Origin of the sequence: Sphingopyxis sp. C-1 (genome assembly GCF_001047015.1) — a bacterium.
In the GTDB taxonomy this organism is placed as follows: Bacteria; Pseudomonadota; Alphaproteobacteria; order Sphingomonadales; family Sphingomonadaceae; genus Sphingopyxis.
On record NZ_BBRO01000002.1, the window covers coordinates 1,121,371 to 1,139,721 of the forward strand.

Below are 18,351 nucleotides of genomic sequence, written 5' to 3' on the forward strand. Positions count from 1 at the left end.
TCCCTTTCATCGCTCGCCGACGCGAAGATCAGCCGCGCAATATCGCTCCGACCTTTGCCGCTGCCGCGACCACCTTGTCGGTAATCGCCTTCAACTCGGCATCGTTGAAGCTCTTTTCTGCCGGCTGCAATTCGACCTCGACCGCCAGGCTCACCTGACCCTCGGGCACGCCTTGGCCGGTGAAGCGGTCGAACAATCGCGCTCCGGTGATGCTCGTCTTGTCGGCGCCGCGAATCGCGCGCACCAGATCGGCGGCGGTCAGGCTGGTCGGCGCCAGAAAGGCGAAGTCGCGGCGTACCGACTGCAGCGCGGGCGGCGTGAACGCCGCGCGCGCGGGACCGCTTGCGCGCTTCGCCGGGATCGCGTCGAGGAAGATCTGTACCGCCATCACCGGGCCATCGACGTCGAAGGCGCGCGTCAGCAGCGGGTGGAGCGCGCCGAATTCGGCGAGCACCGCCTTGGGGCCGAGCCGCAGCGTCGCCGACTGGCCGGGATGCCAGATGGCCCCCTCGGTCACGGCTTCCATCACCTGCAAGCGGTCGGCGGGCGCCCCCGCGGCGTCGAGTAACGCCAGCGCGGCGGCCTTGGCGTCAAAGGCGTCGAACGCCGCCGCCTTGCCCGTCTGCCAGCCGCGCGGCGTCCGGTCGCCCGCCATGACGATGGCAAGTGTCGGATGCTCGGCGTCGGCCAGATAGCGGCGACCGATCTCGAACAGGCGAATGCTGCCCGCGCCGCGATTCTGGTTGCGCTGCGCCGCGGCGAGCAGGCCGGGCAGCAGCGACGGGCGCATGACTTTCAGTTCTTCGCTGATCGGATTGGCGAGCGACCAGGTGCCGCCGCCAAAGGGCGCGGCGTCGCTTTCGCTGATGAACGACCAGGTGACGGCTTCGTCGAAACCGGCGGCTGCCGCGGCGCGGCGCAGGCGGCGCTCGGTAAGCTGCTCGGCGGTCGCGGTCGGCTTGGCGACGCCGTCGGTCCGCGGCAGGGCGACCGACGCGATCGCGTCGAAACCGGTGATGCGCGTGACTTCCTCGACGATGTCGGGCGCGCCGTCGATATCGCGGCGCCAGCTCGGCACTGCGACCTGCCAGCGGCCGCCCTGTTCGGCCACCGAAAAGCCCAGCGCGGCGAGTATCTCTTGCTGCCGCTCGGGCGCGATTGCGATGCCGCCAAGCGTCGCCGACAGCGCCGGGTCATAATCGACCGTCTTGACCCCGGCGGGGGGCGTGCCCGCGCGCGTGACGGTCGAGGGCGTGCCGCCGCAGATCGCAAGGATATGCGCGGTGACGATCGCGGTCGCATCGTCCAGGAACGCGGGATCGACGCCGCGCTCGAAGCGGCTGCGCGCGTCGCTGGTCAGGGCAAGCGCCTGCCCGGTCAGCGCGATGCGTTCGGGCGTGAAATAGGCGATCTCGATCAGGACGTCGGTCGTCGTCTCGCTGCACCCTGAATGCTCGCCGCCCATGATGCCCGCGATGTCATGTACTTCGGCCGCGTCGGCGATCACCGTCATCGTGTCGGTGAGCACATAGTCCTTGCCGTTCAGCGCGGTGACGGTCTCGCCATCCTTCGCGCGCCGCGCGGCGAGTGCGCCGCTCAGCTTCGCACGGTCATAAATATGGCTCGGGCGGCCAAGGTCGAACATCACATAATTGCTGATGTCGACGAGTGCGGAGATCGAGCGCTGACCCACCGCTTCCAGTCGGCGGCGCATCCATTCGGGCGCGGTGCCGTTAGTGACGCCGCTGATCGTGCGGCCGAAGAAGGCGGGACAGGCTTCGGGATCGTCGGTCCGGATTTCGGTTGCGGGCGCACCTTCCCCGACGATCGTCGGGACGTCGAGCGGCTTCAGCGTGCCGAGCCCGGCGGCGGCAAGGTCGCGCGCGATGCCGCGCACGCCCATGCAATCCTGCCGGTTCGGCGTGATCGAAATGTCGATCACCGGATCGCCCGCGCCGCTATAGTCGGCAAAGGGCGTCCCGATCGGCGCGTCGGCGGGCAGTTCGATAATCCCGTCATGATCGTCGCCAAGCTCAAGCTCGCGCGTCGAGCACATCATGCCGTTCGATTCGACGCCGCGCACCGCCGCGACCTTCAACTCCATCCCGTTCGCGGGCACGACCGCGCCGGGCAGGCCGAGTACGCCGACCAGGCCTGCGCGCGCATTGGGCGCCCCGCACACGACGGTGAGCGGTGCCCCGCCGTCGCCGGTGTCGACCGTCAGCACCTGCAGCTTGTCGGCCTGCGGATGCTTTTCGGCGGTCAGCACCTTGGCGACGCGGAAACCGGCGAGTTTCTCGGCCGGATTTTCGACGCCTTCGACCTCATGGCCGATGCGGTTCAATGTCGCGACGACGTCGGCGACGCCATAATCGCCGTCCAGATGTTCGCGGAGCCAGTCGAGGGTGATCTTCATGCCGAAATCCCCCCGCTCAGCGTCGGGACACTCAGCGCGCCGAACCCGTAATGCGACAACCAGCGAAGGTCGCCGTCGAAGAAGGCGCGAAGGTCATCCATGCCATATTTCAGCATAGCCAGCCGGTCGACGCCGACCCCGAAGGCAAAGCCCTGCCATTCGTCGGGATCGAGCCCGCAATTTGCGATCACGCGGCGGTTGACCATGCCGCTGCCGAGCAGTTCCATCCACGCATGGCCTTCGTCGTCGCCGTTTCCGCCGACGATCCGGCGGCCCTTTTCCTGTTTATAGCCGACATCGACCTCGGCCGAGGGTTCGGTGAAGGGGAAATAGCTGGGGCGCAGGCGCAGCACGATGTCGTCGCGTTCGAAATAGGCCTTCAGGAAGGTTTCGAGCGTCCATTTGAGATGGCCCATGTGGATGTCGCGGTCGATGACCAGACCTTCGACCTGATGGAACATCGGCGTGTGCGTCGCATCGCTGTCGCTGCGATAGACGCGGCCGGGCGCGATGATGCGGATCGGCGGTTCCTGCGACATCATCGTGCGGATCTGTACCGGCGAGGTGTGCGTGCGCAGCAGCATCGCACGCCCTTCGGCATCCTTGTCGGGGAAATAAAAGGTGTCGTGCATCGCGCGCGCCGGGTGCGTTTCGGGAATGTTGAGCGCGGTGAAATTGCGCCAATCGTCCTCGATCTCGGGGCCCGTTGCGACCGCGAAGCCCATGTCGGCGAAGATTTCGGCAAGCTCGTCCATCACCTGGCTGACCGGATGGACGCTGCCGCGCGGCGCCGGCTCGGCGGGCAGCGACATGTCGACCGCTTCGGCGGCAAGTTTGACGTTGAGCGCCGCGGCGTCGAGCGCCGCCTTGCGCGCGGCAAGCGCGGCGGTGACCGTTTCGCGCAGGCCGTGGATTTCGGGACCCTTCGCCTGCCGCTCTTCGGGAGTCATGCCGCCCAGTGTCTTGAGCAGCGCGGTGATGGTCCCCGCCTTGCCGAGCGCGGACACGCGCAATGCCTCGATTGCGTCGAGGTCGGCGGCTGCCGCTATATCGTCCGCCAGTCGGGTCTGAATGGCCTGAATGTCGCTCATTGTCGTTCGTCCTGTTCCGGCGGCGCTGGCGCTGCCGGCGTGCATTTCTTTGTGTCTTGTGGATGGGGCGGCTGCCGCGCGTCCGTCGCCTGCCGCTTGCACCGAACGCGCCGCGCGGGTCAAGTCACTTGGCGGAAAACGGGGCGGTCCGGCGTCCCTATCCCGCAGGTTTGTGCAGGCCCTGAACCGCGGCGCCGGCGGCCGCGGCGCGTGCAAAAGCTGCGGCGCCCAGGATCGGCTTGGGACGCGCGGCATAGTCGCGCGGGCTCATCCCCATGAAACGCTGGAAATCGCGCGTGAATTGCGCCTGGTCGTAATAATGATGATCCATCGTATCGATCCACGCCATCGATGGATCGAGCATGAAGCGCGCAAGGCTTCGCAGGAAGCGTTGGCGCAGCAACAGCAGCTTGGGCGAAAAGCCGAAAGCGCGGTGGCTCAGCCGCTCGATCGAACGTTCGGAGAGTCCGAGTTTCGCCGAAAGATCGGCAACGCTCGTCACCTCATCGTCGACGAGCGCGCGGTGCGCGGCGAGGATCGCGGGATCGTCGGGCGGCGCATCGGCAAGGAGCGCGCAGACATGCGCGTCGATCAGCGCCGCTGCCGCGTCGACGTCGTTCACGCGCCGCAGGGTTTCAAGCAGGGGGGCGAAGGCCGCGAACGCCGGGTGGATGCTGCCGTCGGTCAGGCGGTCGGCCAGTTCTTCGGCGGGCAGCGGAATGAACTTCGCCCAGCCCATCGGCAGGATGCCGATGCCCCAGGTACGCATGTTGCCCGCCGCGAAATAGGTCGCGACGCTTGTGGGACCGGTCGCGATGAAGCGCGGCATTTCGGCTATCGGGCTGCCCCCGATCGCCGCGAGTGGGGCTTCGCCGTCGACAAATCGCAGGTTCGCCCATTCGGGATGCAGATAATCCTCGACCCGGCCGCCGTCGGCGATGCTGACCTCGCTCAGATAGATGGTGCTGACATAAGGACGCAGCGCGGGCGACAGCGGGAAGAAGCGCGTCGCGACGCGCGCGCCGGTCGAAGGATAACGAGATGCGTCGCTTTGCGGCATGTGTCTCATTTTAACGCGCAAAACGCATGAAAAACAATGTTCGACCGTCTCTGGCTGTCGGGTTCTTACAATTTTATGCGCGCGGGCTGCGTCATAGTTGCGTCGTCCGCTTTCGAATGGGGGCGTGCGAGGAGAATTGTGACGTAGCGCCAAAGGTGGGGATTTGGCGAGGACCTGAAACAAGCGACTGATTTTCCGAGCTTCGTCCCGGCCGGCAGCTTTCTGCGACCCACGGCTTCTCGGAACGGGCGGGGGGGCGATGGTTTACACTGGAACCATTGTCGAGGCGGTGCGGAGCGGGAGCTGCGCGCCGCCTCTTCGCTTGGGCCGCGTATATCTCTGTCGGCAACTCTCGGTCGATTCGTCACCCCGGGCCTGAGCCTGTCGAAGGGTTCGGGGGTGACGAAGATAGAGGGGCGGCAATCGGTCGCCACCCGGCGCGGCGACAGCCTAGTCCCGCGCCCCGAACAGCGCGGTCCCGACGCGCACATGTGTCGCGCCCAGCATGACCGCGGTCTCGTAATCGCCGCTCATCCCCATCGAGCGTAGCGGCAGGCCGTGGCGTGCGGCGAGTTCGTCGAGCAGCGCGAAAAAGGGCGCAGGTTCGATATCGGCAGGGGGAATCGCCATCAGTCCGTCGATCTTCAGCCCCGCGTCCTTCGCCTCGGCCAGCAAGGCGGGTAGGTCGGCGACAGTGCAGCCGCCCTTCTGTTCCTCGTCGCCGATATTGACCTGCACGAACAATTGCGGCTGCTTGCCTGCCTTTTGACTCGCCTTCGCCAGCGCCTGCACCAGCGAACTACGGTCGACCGAATGGATCGCGTCGAACAGCGCGACCGCTTCCTCGGCCTTGTTCGACTGCAACTGGCCGATCAGGTGGAGCAGGATATCGGGGGTTTCGGCGCGCAGCTCGGGCCATTTCGCCGCCGCTTCCTGCACGCGATTCTCGCCGAAGTGGCGCTGGCCAGCGGCGATCAGCGGGCGGATATCGGGGGCATCGTGAGTCTTCGATACGGCGATCAGGCAGATTTCGTCGTCTTTGCGCTGCGCGCGCTGCGCCGCGTCCGCGATATGGGCCTGTACATCGGCCAGCCGGTCTGCTGCTTCGCTCATCGTCTCGTTTCCATCCCGCGCGTTGCGCGCGCTCGCGACGCGCCTATAGAAAGCGCAATGCGCCCGCGCCACCCCTTGCCGAAAACATGGCTGTTCAGCGACGAGCGGACAAAGGCCGGTGCGGGCGAACTCGCCGCGCTGCTTCCGCCGGGCAGCGGCATCGTTCTGCGCCACGACAGCCTGCCTGCCGGCGCGCGCTGGCGCCTGTTGCGGCGTTTGATGCGTATCGCGCGTGTGCGCCGGCTGACCGTGCTGCTCGCGGGGTCACCCGCCACGGCGCGGCGCTGGGGCGCCGACGGCGTTCATCTTCGCCAGCGTGACGCGCTCTATGCGAAGCAGGCGCGGCTTCGGCTGTTGCTGACGATGCCCGTCCATGACGCTGCCGAAGCCCGCCGCGCGCGGCGGTCGGGGGCCGACGGCGTTTTTATCTCCCCGCTCCATCCGACCCGTTCACACCCCGGTGCTCCGACCCTAGGACGTGCGTCATGGCTACGGCTGGCGCGGCTATCGGGCGCGAAGCCGATCGCGCTCGGCGGGATGACCCTGGCACGCTTGCGCGCATTGAACCGCGCGAGCCGGATCGATCCGGGCTGGGCGGCAATCGATGCGTGGGAGGAAAAAGCGACGAAACGCCGCAAGCGTCAGAAGCGGAACGCAGTTCCGACATAGACCGCCTGGCTGTCACGGCGCGTATCGGTCAGCGGCTCGACGCGGTCGTCGCTCTTGTAGCGGACGCCGGCGGTGACATCGATATTCTTCGTCAGTCGATAGCTGCTGACGACATCGACGGCCGACGCTTCGCCGGGAGCCGTGACGCGATCGGTTGCCCCGCTCGGGTCGCTTGGGCGGTTGACCATACGCGTGGCGAAGCGCGACTTCTTCTCGTCCTGTTCCGGGGCCTTCGCGACCGGCAGGTTGCGAAGGTCGGTACCGCGCGGCAGCGCCGGCGTGACGAATTTCTCGAAGCCCACCGATGCGCCCAGATTATAGGCGACGGGGGTGATGGCGATCGGCGCGGTTCGGCCGACAGCAAGAGCCGAAGTGCGCGCGGCGCTCGACGCATCATCGCGCGCGCGGGTCACGACGGTGATCGCGCGATTCTTGCGGCCGTCGTCCGGCAGCGCCGGCGTGAAGCTGAAGCCGCTCCGCTGTTCGGCGGACATCTTGTTATAGCGTGCGATCAGCCGCTCATCACCCGATGCAGGGGTGAACTGGCCGAGCAGCGTTTCCGAAAGCGTAGTGTCGCGGATGCGGTCGCTGCTCGACATCGCGGCCAGGGCCGGCGGGAGCGCAAGCGAAACCACCGCAAAAGCGGTGAGGCTTCCCTTCCAAAAATGTCGCGACGTCCGCGCCATTGCTTTGCGACTCCAACCCCAATCGACTCGTCAGATAGGACTCCTGGCACGATATTGCCAGTGAATCCCGCCCTATTATCTCAGCAAAACCGCTTTTCGCCGAAATTGTTGCGCGATCGTCACAGTGCGTTTCGAATCTGACCAGAATCTGAACAGCCGCGCGGCCGGAATTGCCGCGCTTGCCCGATGGCGGCAACGGCGATAGAGACGCTGACAATTCCGTAATGCGCGGCCGGCTTCCCGGGATTTGGCGGCGCTCAATAGATAAGGTGTTATCGGCATGTTCCAGCTTTCCGTCCTTGCCAAGCTCGGTCGTCGCCCAGCCACGGCCGCGCTGCTCGGACTTGCGGCACTTGGCCTTTCGGCCTGTGCGAACAAGGACCGGCCGCGCGCCGACCTCGCCGCGAGCAAGGTGACGACGATCGGCGTGAACAGCTATTTGTGGCGCGCTTCGCTCGACGCACTGTCGTTCATGCCGTTGCTCCAGGCCGATTCGGCGGGCGGCGTCGTGATCACCGACTGGTATGCGAACCCGTCGAACCCGGGCGAGCGGATGAAGGTCACCGTGTCGATCCTCGACCAGGATCTGCGTGCCGACGCGCTGCGTATCGCTGCATCGCGCCAGGTCGCACAGGGCAGCACCTGGGTCGATGCGCCGGTGCAGGCGGCAACGGTTCAGAAGCTCGAGGAAATCATCCTCACCCGCGCCCGCGACCTGCGTCGCAGCGCCATCAGGGACTAATCCGGCGGCGCGCCTCTCGCGCCCGCCCAGACAGACTAACGGGGTAACCGACGAATGACCCGCGAACCGCGCTTTGGCGCCCTCGCCGCCGACGCCCGCTGGCAAAAGGCGTGGGAGGCGGCGAACAGCTTTGCCACGACCGACAGCAGCGACAAGCCGAAGGCCTATATCCTCGAGATGTTCCCCTATCCGTCGGGGCGCATCCATATGGGCCACGTCCGCAATTACGCGATGGGCGACGTGCTCGCGCGCTTCAAGAAGATGACCGGCCACGACGTCCTCCACCCGATGGGCTGGGACGCGTTCGGCATGCCGGCGGAAAATGCCGCGATGGAAAAGGGCGTCCACCCCGGAGGCTGGACACGCGACAATATTGCGGCGATGCGCGCGCAGCTGAAACGGCTTGGCCTTGCCATCGATTGGAGCCGCGAGCTTGCGACGTGCGAGCCCGATTATTACGGGCAGGAACAGGCGCTGTTCCTCGACCTGTTCGCCGCGGGGCTCGTCACGCGCAAGCATAGCTACGTCAACTGGGACCCCGTCGACATGACCGTGCTCGCGAACGAGCAGGTGATCGACGGCCGCGGCTGGCGTTCGGGCGCGCTGGTCGAGAAGAAGAAGCTGTCGCAATGGTTCCTGAAGATCACCGACTTCGCCGAGGAACTGCTGGAAGGGCTGGGGGCCCTCGATAGCTGGCCCGACAAGGTGCGGCTGATGCAGGAAAACTGGATCGGCAAGTCGCAGGGGCTTGAGTTCAGCTTCAAACTGGCGGGCGGCGCAGTCGGCTTCGATGTCTTCACGACGCGCCCCGACACGCTTTATGGCGCGAGTTTTGCGGCGATCTCGCCCGATCATCCGCTGGCTGAAAAACTCGCGAAGGATTCGCCCGAACTCGCAGCGTTCATCGAGGAATGTCGCCGTCAGGGCACCGCCGCCGAGCAGATCGACACCGCCGAAAAAATGGGCTTCGACACCGGGATTTCAGTCGAGCATCCGCTCGATCCGAACTGGCATCTTCCCGTGTGGGTCGTGAATTATGTGCTGATGGATTATGGCACCGGTGCGATCTTCGGTTGCCCGGCGCACGACCAGCGCGACCTCGATTTCGCACATAAGTACGAATTGCCCGTGTATCGCGTGATCGCCGACGGCGACGAAACGGCACAGCATTTCACCGGAGCCGAGGCTTACACGGGTCCGGGCAAGCTGGTGAACAGCCACTTCCTCGACGGCATGACGATCGACGAAGCCAAAGCGGCCGTGATCGCGCGCGCCGAGCATGAAGGCTGGGGCAAGGGCACCACCGTTTGGCGCCTGCGCGACTGGGGCGTCTCGCGCCAGCGCTATTGGGGCACGCCGATCCCCTTCATCCATTGTTCGGCATGCGGCATGGTTCCGGTCCCGAAGGCCCAGCTTCCCGTCGTGCTGCCCGAGGACGCCGATTTCTCGGTCCCCGGCAATCCTCTCGACCGCCACCCGACCTGGAAGCATGTCGCGTGCCCGTCCTGCGGCGGCGAAGCGGTGCGCGAGACGGACACGCTCGACACCTTCGTCGATTCGTCCTGGTATTTCCTGCGCTTCGCGTCGGCGCCGTCGGACAAGCCGTTCGACCCCGAAGTCATCCGCCGCTGGTTGCCGGTCGACCAATATATCGGCGGCATCGAGCATGCGATTCTCCACCTGCTCTACGCCCGCTTCTGGACGCGCGCGCTGAACAAGCTTGGCATGATCGACATCAAGGAGCCGTTCGCCAGCCTGTTCACGCAAGGCATGGTGACACACGAAACCTACAGCCGTGCGCAGGGTGAAGGCCTGCCGCCGCTCTTCTTCACGCCCGACGAGATCGAGCGCGGCGCGGACAGCGCGACGCTGACCAACGACGGCGCGCCGGTCGAGATCGGCCGCGTGATCAAGATGTCGAAGTCGAAGAAGAATGTCGTCGACCCCGACGCCATCCTCGACCAGTACGGCGCGGACGCTGCACGCTGGTTCATGCTCTCCGACAGCCCGCCCGAGCGTGACCTGCCGTGGAGCGAGGCGGGCATCGAGGGCGCCTGGCGTTTCGTCCAGCGCCTGTGGCGCCTGTTCGGCGACACCGAAAATGCCGGCGACGGCAGCGAAGACAAGGCACTCGCACGCAAGCTGCATCAGGCGATCGCAGGCGTCGCCGCCGATATCGAAGCACTTGGCTTCAACAAGGCGGTGGCCAAGATCCACGCGCTGGCGAACGAAATCGAAAAGGCCAAGCCGTCGGCGACGCGCGCCGAAGCGTGCCGCACGCTGATCCTGCTCGTCGCACCGATGATGCCCCACCTCGCCGAAGAGGCATGGGCCGCGCTGCCGGACAGCCAGCGCGCCACGGCGATGATCGCCGATGCGGCGTGGCCGGCCGCCGATCCGGCACTGCTCGTCGATGACGAGGTGACAATCGCGATCCAGATGGCGGGTAAGCTGCGCGATACGATGACGATCGCCAAAGGCCTCGACAAGGATGCCGTGGAGGCTGCGGCGCTCGCCCGACCGCGCATCGTCGAGCTGCTCGCCGGCGCTGCGCCGAAGAAGGTGATTGTGGTGCCCGACCGTTTGGTGAATATCGTTCCCTGATGCGCTTGCTTCTCGTCTCCTGCCTCGCGGCCGCTTCGCTGACCATCGGCGGTTGCGGTCTGCGCCCGTTATACGCGAACGGCAGCAAGGGGGCGGTGGCGCAAGTGCTCGCCGGCGTCGATGTCGCGGCGATCGAGGGGCATAGCGGCTGGCTCGTGCGCAATGCGCTCCGTGATCGGTTGCAGGCGACGCAGGGCGGCGAAGGCGCGGGCAAGCGCCTGCGGCTCGACGTCCGGCTGGAAGATTCGATCACCGGCTTCGGCGTCCGCGCCGACGATGCGGTGACGCGCGAACGCCGCACCTTGCGCGCGCGCTATCAACTCGTCGACGCCGCGACGGGCGAAGTGCTGCTCGACGCAACAGCTTTCTCCGACGCCGGGATCGACGTCGTCGGCAGCGAATATGCGACGATAGCCGCCGAATCTTCGGCGCTCGAGCGCCTGTCCTCGGCGGTCGCCGACCAGATCGTCGCGCGCCTCGCCGTCTTTGCGAACCGCGGCGGCGGACAACCGGCTGCCGTGCCCACCGGGCAATGAAGACGGTCAAACCGAACGAACTCGAACGCCTGTCGCGCCTCGACCCCGCGGTTCGCTTCACTCTCCTCACCGGTCCCGACGAAGCGACGATGGAAGCCGTCGCGAGTCATTTGCTCGGGCTCGCGGGCAAGGATGCCGAACGGCTCGACCTGACTGGATCGCAGCTCTCGCAGGACCCGTCGCTGCTCGCCGCCGAAGCCGCTTCGATGTCGCTCTTTTCGTCGGCGCGCGTGATCAAAGTCGACCTTAGCGGCAGCGGCGACGACGCCCTCGCCGCGGTTGAGGCGCTGCTGGCGGCCGAAACCGCGATCAACCCGGTGATCGCGACCGGCGCGTCGGTCACCCCCAAATCGAAACTCGTCAAGCTGGTCGAAGGATCGGACCATGCGGTCGCCGCGATCTGTTATCAGCCCGATCGACGCCAACTCGTCGGCATCGCGATGGCGGCGGCGCAGGAACAGGGATTGAGGGTGGCCAACGCCGACGCGCAATTGCTCGTCGACCTCGTCTCGGGCGATCAGGCGCTGATGCGGCGCGAGATCGAGAAGATCGCGCTTTATCTCGACGCGGGTCCCGACCGACAGCGGCAGGTCACCGCCGCCGACATAGCCGCGCTCGGTGCCGCGACGCACGAGGAGGATGTCAGCGAGTGCATCAATGTCGCGCTCGGCGGCAAGGTGCGCGAGCTTCCAGAGATGCTGGCAACGGCGGCAGCGGTCGGCGTTGCCGAGATCCGGATCATCCGCGCGCTCGCGATCCGCGCCATGGCGCTCGCCCGTCTGCGCGCCGAGGTCGACGGCGGCGCGCATCCCGCGACCGTCGTCTCGGCCAGGACCAGCGGGATTTTCTGGAAAGAGCGCGATGCCGTGACCGCGCAGCTCCACATCTGGGATTCGGTCCGCATCGCGCGGCTGATGAGCCGCTTGCTCGATTGCGAACGCGCGCTGAAGGCGTCGGGTACGGCGGGCGCCGTGCTGTTCCGCAAGCTGATGACCGACATCGCACACCAGGCCGCGCGGGCGCGGTAGCGTCGCCAGTTTGGGCGGGAGCGGACCTCCCCATCATCGTCACCCCGGACTTGATCCCGCTTGAAGTCGAAGTCAGTGAGCGCGTCAAAAAAGCAGGATCCCGGGTCAAGCCCGGGATGACGGAAGTGGGTGACGCAACGTCGCTCCCCACTCCAAACCCCCGACTCGCCTTACTGATACTCTACCGTCACCGGAATGCGCCCGCGATAGTCGCCGTCGTCGAGGCCGGCGACCTGAAGCCGGCCGCCGAAGCGGAATATCAGCCGGCCGTCGGCGCCGAGGCGCGGTGCGGCCGACAGGTCGGTGACCAGGCCGGTCACGCGCGCGGTGCGGCCGTGGCCGCTTTCAAGATCGACGCTGGCGGGAAGGATGACGCGAACCTCGGCGCCGGGTTCGCCGCGCACGGTTACGGTGCCGGTCAACGCAAAGCCGCCGAGGTCGACGACATCGCCGCGCACGCGGCGGGCGCCCGAGGCGGGATCGAGTTCGACCTCACCGCCCATCGCCCCCACTGCGACGCGGCCCATGTCGAGCCGGGTTTCGACATCGACGCGCAGCGGTATCTCGGCCTTTCGCGCGGTGATGCCCGCCCCCTTGTCCTGCGCGCAGAGCATGCATTGCGCGCCCACCGAAGGTGCGGCGCCGAAAGCCAGCATAAGCCCAAGGAAAAGACGCCATTTCACGCCCGCCTATCTAGCGCATTCATGGTTAAGCTGCCGTAAAGCCGCGGAGGCGCTAATCGCTGGTCTGTTTCCCGCTTTTCGGCCACATGTGCGCGATGACCATGCCTCCGCCGTCTCCCCGGCTAAACGCCCTCGCCACCGCGGTGCCGGGGCATGATATCCATCGATCCTTCATCGACTGGGCGACGCCGCGGCTGACCGACGAGCGTGTGCGTGCGATCTTTACGCGGATGACCGCGCGGTCGGGGATCGACCATCGCTGGTCGGTGCTGCCACCGACGAAAACTGGCGGATCGCCGGTTGAACCGGGCGGCTTCTACGATGTTCCGGGCCTGCCGCCGACGTCGTTGCGGATGGCGGCTTATGCGCAGCACGCTCCAGAGCTCGCGATGCAGGCGATCGGCGGGCTGGGCGATGCGCTCGATCCGGCGCGCATCACGCATATTGTCGTCGCAAGCTGCACGGGATTCGTCGCGCCCGGGATCGATCAGATTCTCGCAAAGCGGCTCGGCCTTGCGCCGACCGTCGAACGCGTGCTGATCGGGTTCATGGGCTGTTACGCCGGGGTCACCGCGCTGCGTACCGCGCGCCATATCGTGCGCTCGGAGCCCGATGCGGTGGTGCTGGTGGTCAGCGTCGAATTGTCGACGCTCCACCTCAGCCTTGCCGACGAGCCCGAACCTCTGCTTGCGATGCTGCAGTTCAGCGACGGCGCTGCGGCAGGGATCGTGTCGACAGCGCCGCAAGGGCTCGAACTCGGCGAAGGCCGCAGCCTGGCGCTGGACGACAGCGAGGATCTGATCCGTTGGGATATCGGCGACAGGGGTTTCGAGATGACCTTGTCGGGCGAGGTGCCGGGACGGCTGCGCGAAACGCTTGCCAACCCGGGCGTCCAACGCGAGTTGTTTGGCGATAATGGTCCGCCGCCGTTGCTCGCTGTCCACGCCGGTGGCCGGTCGGTGCTCGATGCGGTCGAGCATGCGCTGGCGGTCGCGCCCGAGGCGCTCGCCGACAGCCGCGCGGTACTCGCGCGTTTCGGTAATATGTCGTCGGCGACGATATTGTTCGTACTGGCCGACATGATGGCGCGCGGCGCGGTGGGTGAGGGGGTTGCGATCGCATTCGGGCCTGGGCTGGCGGCCGAAGCGATCCGGTTCAGCGCATGAACCCCTTTGCCAGTCTGCGTGTCCCAATCGAGCGCGACGAGGAAATGGACGCCGCAGAGTTGGCGCCCGAACGCTATGCCAAGGTGCTGGCCGACCTGTCGCGGATCAACGGCCTGACGATGGCGCCGCGCCCGACGCTGGGCTTTCTAGAACGGGTCCGCGCGCGCGGCCTTGGCGACCGGCCTTGGCGCATCCTCGACGTCGGGTTCGGCGCGGGCGACATGCTCGCCCGGATCGCGCGCTGGGGCGACAGGCGCGGGGTTGCGCTCGATCTGGTCGGCGTCGACCTCAACCGCAAGAGCGAAGCCGTGGCGGCGATGCGGCTCGGCGCGCGCGCGCGGTTGATCACCGGCGATTACCGGGCGCTTTCGGGACAGGGATGGGACATCATCCTTTCCAGCCTTGTCACCCATCATATGACGCCCGTGCAGCGCACCGAATTTATCCGCTTCATGGAGGCCGAGGCGGCGCGCGGCTGGCTGGTCAACGACCTCCACCGCCAGCGCCTGCCGTTCGCCGGCTACCCCCTGCTCGCGACGCTGGCCTTTGTCGACCCGATCGTCCGCCGCGACGGGCAGCTTTCGGTCGGGCGCAGCTTTCGCCGCGCCGAATGGCGGGCGATGCTGGCCGAGGCGCTGCCCGATATGGCGAACGAATGCCGCATCTTTCGCAGCTTTCCGTATCGGCTCTGTGTCGAGCATATCCGGTGAGCGACGCGATCGTCGTCGGCGCCGGACCTGCCGGGTCGGCCGCGGCGATCGGGCTGGCGCACGCGGGCGCAAGGACGTTGCTGATCGAGCGCGCACGCGAAACGGGCGACGCGCTGTGCGGCGGCTTTCTGAGCTGGCAAACGCTGATGCGGCTCGAAGCGCTCGGGATCGACCGCGCGATGCTCGGCGGGCAAGCGGTCCGGCGCGTGCGCCTGTTCGCGGGCCGACGACAGAGCGAGGCCCTGTTGCCCGGCGAGGCGATGGGCATATCGCGCCGCACGCTCGACATGGCCTTGCAGGCAGCCGCGCTGACGGCGGGGGCCGGGCTCGAACGCGGCGTTCGCGCAAGTGGACTTGAGCACGGCGCGGTGCTGACGCGCGATGGCGGGGCGCTGACGGCGCCCGCGATCTTCCTCGCTGCGGGCAAGCACGGGTTTCGGGGTTTCGCGCGCGATCCCGCCGACTGGCAGCGCGGCGATCCGGTAATGGGGCTTCGCCTGCGCTTGCCCGCGCATCCGACGCTCGACCGGCTGGTCGGCGATGCCGTCGAACTCCACCTCTTCGATCGCGGTTATGCGGGGCTGGTGCGGCAAGAGGGAGGGACCGGCAATCTTTGCCTCGCGGTCCATAAATCGCGGCTCGACGAGGCGGGGGGCGATCCTTCGGCGCTGCTGCACACGCTTGGCCATAGGATGCCGCACCTCGGCGAACGGCTGGCGCATGCCGACTGGTCGTACAGCGTCGATGCGATCGGGCATGTCCCATACGGATGGCGTGCGCATGATACCGCACCGGGGTTGTTTCGGCTCGGCGATCAGGCCGGGGTGATCCCCAGCCTTGCGGGCGAGGGCATGGGCCTCGCGCTTGCCAGCGCCGATGCCGCGGTGGCGGCGTGGCGTCACGGCGGTGCCGCCGCCGCGCCCGCCTTTCAGAAACGTCTGGCAATGCGGATGACGCGTCCGTTCGCGCTCGCCAACCTCGTCTGGCGAATGGGCGAAAATCCGCGCAGCGCCGGATATATGACCGGCGCGGCGTCACTTTTTCCGTCGTTGGTGCGAATGATATCGCAGGCGACGCGCATCGACCCGCGTTGACTGCCCCCCTTCCGCCCCCTTGCGGTGGGGCGCCGCCGCGCCGATATTATGACCAACAGCGACGGGCCCAGAATCGGCCCGTCTGAAGGAGATTCTCCATGACCGATCCGAAAACCGACAAGACGCTCGACCCGATGGCGCATTATGTGCTGCGCGAGGGCGGCACTGAACGCGCCTTCACCGGCAAATATACCGACCACAAGGGTGATGGCGTCTATCGCTGCGCCGATTGCGGCGAGCCCTTGTTCGACAGCCGGACCAAGTTCGACAGCGGCTCGGGCTGGCCGAGCTATACCGCGCCCGCCGCAGGCAGCGCAGTCAAGGAGCTGACCGACACCAGCCACGGCATGGTCCGTACCGAAGTGCGCTGCGCCAAATGCGAAGGCCATCTCGGCCATGTCTTCCCCGACGGCCCTGGACCGACCGGCCTGCGTTATTGCATCAACAGCGCGGCGCTTGACTTCGCGGACCGCGGGCAGGATGAGGCGTCAACCGGCAAGGATTGAACCTCCTTCCCGGACTGACGCATCAGGGGCGCAGTGAGGGAAGGAACACCGGCTTTGCGCCGCGAAAGACAGCAGGCTTCGTCGAATAAATCGTCATCGTCCAGCAAGCGTAGCGGCACGCCCGGCGGCGAGCCGCCGCGTTGGCGCGTGTGGCTGCGCCGCGCCTTTCGCTGGGGCCTTGGCCTTGCCGTCGTCGGGCTTGTCGCGCTGGCGGTTGCGGTCGGCATCGCGGTGCAACGCATGCCGAGCTTTGAGGAGCTCAAGAAATCGCCGGCGGGGCAGACGATCCGCGTCCGCGCCGCCGACGGCACCGTCTTCCTTTCGCTCGGGCCCAATTACGGTCGCTGGCTGACCCTGCGCGAAACGCCGCAGGTGATGCAGGACGCGATGGTCGCGGTCGAGGATCGACGCTTTCGCTACCATCCGGGGCTCGACCCCGTCGGCATGGCGCGCGCGGCGGCGGTTGCGCTGCAGAACCGCGGCAGCGGCCGGCGCCTGCAGGGCGCATCGACGATCACACAGCAGCTCGCGCGCAATATCTTCCTGTCGAACAGCTATGATTTCAAGCGCAAGGCGCGCGAGATGATCCTCGCGCTCGCGCTCGAATGGAAATTCTCGAAGGACCAGATTCTCGAGCTTTACCTGAACAAGGTGTATTTCGGCGGCGGCAGTTATGGCATCGACGCGGCGTCGAACAGTTTCTTCGGTCATAGCGCGACCGAAATGTCGCTGTCGGAGGCCGCGGTCGTCGCCGGTCTCGTCAAGGCACCGTCGCGTTATTCGCCGACCGCCGACGCGCAGGCCGCGCTGGGCCGCGCCGGGGTCGTGCTGGACGTGATGGTCGATGCGGGCGTCATCACGCGCGCGCAGGCGGACAGCGCCGAACCCGCGAATGTCCAGCTCGCCAAGGAAACCGGGCAGAATAGCGCGCGCTATTTCAGCGACTGGGCCCTGCCACAGCTCGACATGCTGATCGACGAGGGCAGCGAGGCGCTCGACGTCTATACGACGATCGACCTTGGCATGCAGCGCGCGGCGACCGCGGCGATCCAGGCCGATACGCCAAAGGGCGTGCAGGGCGCGCTGGTTTCGCTCGACCGCGACGGCGCGGTGCGCGCGATGGTCGGCGGCCGCGACTATGTCGCATCGAACTATAACCGCGCGACGCAGGCGCTCCGCCAACCGGGGTCGGCGTGGAAATTGTTCGTCTATATGGCCGCGCTCGAAGCGGGCTATAAGGTCAATGACAAGGTCGTCGACGAGCCGGTGACGATCAACGGCTGGAGCCCGCGCAACTCGTCGGGCCGCTTCTCGGGCACGATGGATCTGCGCAGCGCCTTTGCCTATTCGGTGAACACCGTCGCGGCAAAGCTCGGCGACGAGGTCGGTTTCTCGGCGGTCGCCAACATGGCGCGCCGCTTCGGCATCACGACGCCGGTCAACACGCACCCGTCGATGGTGCTCGGCAGCGCCGAGGTGCGGGTGATCGACATGACCGCCGCCTTTGCCGCGGTGTCGCGCGGCGGCGTGTCGGTGCAGCCCTATGGTATCACCAAAGTGACGACCGCGAGCGGCGAGCTGCTCTATCAGCGCCCGGCCGAGCGCGGGAACACGCTGGTCGATCATTGGGTCGCCGCGGGCATCACCGACCTGCTCCAGACCGCGGTCAACACCGGGACCGGCAAGGCGGCGCAGATCGGCCGCCCCGTCGCGGGCAAGACCGGCACGACGTCGAGCAACAAGGACGGCTGGTTCCTCGGTTTTTCGAGCGGGATCACGACCGGCGTATGGATGGGCCGCGACGATGCGAAGCCCGTCGGCGGGTTGCAGGGTGGCCGCGCGCCGGCCAAGGCCTTTGCCGATTATATGCGCGTCGCGGTCGCGCGGCGGCCGGTGGAGCAGTTCGACACCGAGGTCGTGTTGCCCGAATGGCAGCTCGAGGATGAGGGCGAGGCCTATATGGGCGAACCCGGCGAAGAAGGATTTGTCGACGAGAATGGCATGCCGATCGAGCTGCCCTATGACAGCCGCCCGCCCGAAGGCGCTGCGCCGCCGCCGCCGCCCGAAGACGGTCCGGTACTCGACCAGCAGTGGATCGAGGAGCAGACCGGACGGCGGAACCCCGGCGACAATGGCGCGGCACCCAAAAACGGCGGCCAGCCCAAGATCGTCACCGTGCCAAAGGTGACACCGCCGCCGCCGGCCAAGGGCGCGCAACAGCGGCCACCCGCCGACCCGTCCAACTAG

16 protein-coding genes are annotated in these 18,351 nt (G+C 67.0%); 10 read left to right on the forward strand and 6 right to left on the reverse strand.

The annotated features are described in order from the left end of the window. Positions 1-28: 28 nt before the first annotated feature. From pheT to SC1_RS20050, 4 genes are all read right to left on the reverse strand, one after another. A complete protein-coding gene (pheT, locus tag SC1_RS20035; protein WP_062186326.1) occupies positions 29-2,416 on the reverse strand; it encodes a phenylalanine--tRNA ligase subunit beta in 2,388 nt (795 codons plus the stop codon). Continuing rightward, positions 2,413-3,507, reverse strand: coding sequence for a phenylalanine--tRNA ligase subunit alpha (pheS, locus tag SC1_RS20040; RefSeq protein ID WP_062186328.1), 1,095 nt, complete (start codon positions 3,505-3,507; stop codon positions 2,413-2,415). The genes pheT and pheS overlap by 4 nt, the downstream gene beginning before the upstream one ends. A 157-nt stretch (positions 3,508-3,664) precedes the next feature. Beyond that, positions 3,665-4,576, reverse strand: a complete 912-nt coding sequence (locus SC1_RS20045; RefSeq protein WP_238586789.1) for an AraC family transcriptional regulator — start codon at positions 4,574-4,576, stop codon at positions 3,665-3,667. Between the two features lie 441 nt (positions 4,577-5,017). Further along, entirely contained in the window at positions 5,018-5,680 is a 663-nt protein-coding gene (locus SC1_RS20050; protein ID WP_062187055.1) for a YggS family pyridoxal phosphate-dependent enzyme, read from the reverse strand. A 57-nt stretch (positions 5,681-5,737) separates the two neighbouring features. Here SC1_RS20050 and SC1_RS20055 point away from each other — a divergent pair, with 57 nt between their 5' ends. Continuing rightward, positions 5,738-6,349: a thiamine phosphate synthase gene (locus SC1_RS20055; RefSeq protein WP_062186330.1), complete on the forward strand. Its 612-nt coding sequence runs from the start codon at positions 5,738-5,740 to the stop codon at positions 6,347-6,349. Here SC1_RS20055 and SC1_RS20060 read toward each other — a convergent pair. Continuing rightward, a complete protein-coding gene (locus tag SC1_RS20060) occupies positions 6,322-6,948 on the reverse strand; it encodes a hypothetical protein (RefSeq protein WP_238586790.1) in 627 nt (208 codons plus the stop codon). The two genes, SC1_RS20055 and SC1_RS20060, sit on opposite strands and share 28 nt — an antisense overlap. 367 nt (positions 6,949-7,315) lie before the next feature. On the opposite strand from SC1_RS20060, the gene SC1_RS20065 reads away from it, so the two are divergent. Genes SC1_RS20065 through holA form a run of 4 tightly spaced genes read left to right on the forward strand, consistent with a single transcriptional unit; the run spans position 7,316 to position 11,945 of the window. Beyond that, positions 7,316-7,777 carry a DUF3576 domain-containing protein gene (locus SC1_RS20065; RefSeq protein WP_062186333.1) on the forward strand — a complete coding sequence of 154 codons (462 nt, stop codon included), beginning with the start codon at positions 7,316-7,318 and terminating at the stop codon, positions 7,775-7,777. A gap of 54 nt (positions 7,778-7,831) precedes the next feature. Next, the gene (gene leuS / locus SC1_RS20070) at positions 7,832-10,381 is read left to right on the forward strand and encodes a leucine--tRNA ligase (RefSeq protein WP_062186335.1); all 2,550 of its coding nucleotides are present in this window, start codon (positions 7,832-7,834) and stop codon (positions 10,379-10,381) included. Continuing rightward, a complete protein-coding gene (gene lptE / locus SC1_RS20075) occupies positions 10,381-10,917 on the forward strand; it encodes an LPS assembly lipoprotein LptE (protein WP_062186337.1) in 537 nt (178 codons plus the stop codon). Before leuS ends, lptE begins: the two co-directional genes overlap by 1 nt. Next, entirely contained in the window at positions 10,914-11,945 is a 1,032-nt protein-coding gene (gene holA / locus SC1_RS20080; RefSeq protein WP_062186339.1) for a DNA polymerase III subunit delta, read from the forward strand. The genes lptE and holA overlap by 4 nt, the downstream gene beginning before the upstream one ends. A 170-nt stretch (positions 11,946-12,115) precedes the next feature. Here the strand turns inward: holA and SC1_RS20085 are convergent, their stop codons facing one another. Beyond that, complete coding sequence (locus SC1_RS20085; protein WP_062186341.1) at positions 12,116-12,628, reverse strand: DUF4402 domain-containing protein; 513 nt, start codon at positions 12,626-12,628, stop codon at positions 12,116-12,118. Between the two features lie 101 nt (positions 12,629-12,729). Between SC1_RS20085 and SC1_RS20090 the strand changes: the two genes are divergently transcribed. The 5 genes from SC1_RS20090 to SC1_RS20110 all read left to right on the forward strand — a co-directional run bounded on the left by SC1_RS20090 (position 12,730) and on the right by SC1_RS20110 (position 18,351). After that, positions 12,730-13,794 carry a type III polyketide synthase gene (locus SC1_RS20090; protein ID WP_062187057.1) on the forward strand — a complete coding sequence of 355 codons (1,065 nt, stop codon included), beginning with the start codon at positions 12,730-12,732 and terminating at the stop codon, positions 13,792-13,794. Continuing rightward, positions 13,791-14,504, forward strand: a complete 714-nt coding sequence (locus tag SC1_RS20095) for a methyltransferase domain-containing protein (RefSeq protein ID WP_062186343.1) — start codon at positions 13,791-13,793, stop codon at positions 14,502-14,504. The genes SC1_RS20090 and SC1_RS20095 overlap by 4 nt, the downstream gene beginning before the upstream one ends. Continuing rightward, the gene (locus SC1_RS20100; protein WP_238586791.1) at positions 14,501-15,598 is read left to right on the forward strand and encodes an NAD(P)/FAD-dependent oxidoreductase; all 1,098 of its coding nucleotides are present in this window, start codon (positions 14,501-14,503) and stop codon (positions 15,596-15,598) included. Before SC1_RS20095 ends, SC1_RS20100 begins: the two co-directional genes overlap by 4 nt. 98 nt (positions 15,599-15,696) lie before the next feature. Then, the gene (msrB, locus tag SC1_RS20105; protein ID WP_062186348.1) at positions 15,697-16,104 is read left to right on the forward strand and encodes a peptide-methionine (R)-S-oxide reductase MsrB; all 408 of its coding nucleotides are present in this window, start codon (positions 15,697-15,699) and stop codon (positions 16,102-16,104) included. 54 nt (positions 16,105-16,158) lie between these two features. Continuing rightward, positions 16,159-18,351 (forward strand): transglycosylase domain-containing protein, encoded by a 2,193-nt coding sequence (locus SC1_RS20110; protein ID WP_083436016.1) that lies wholly within the window; start codon positions 16,159-16,161, stop codon positions 18,349-18,351.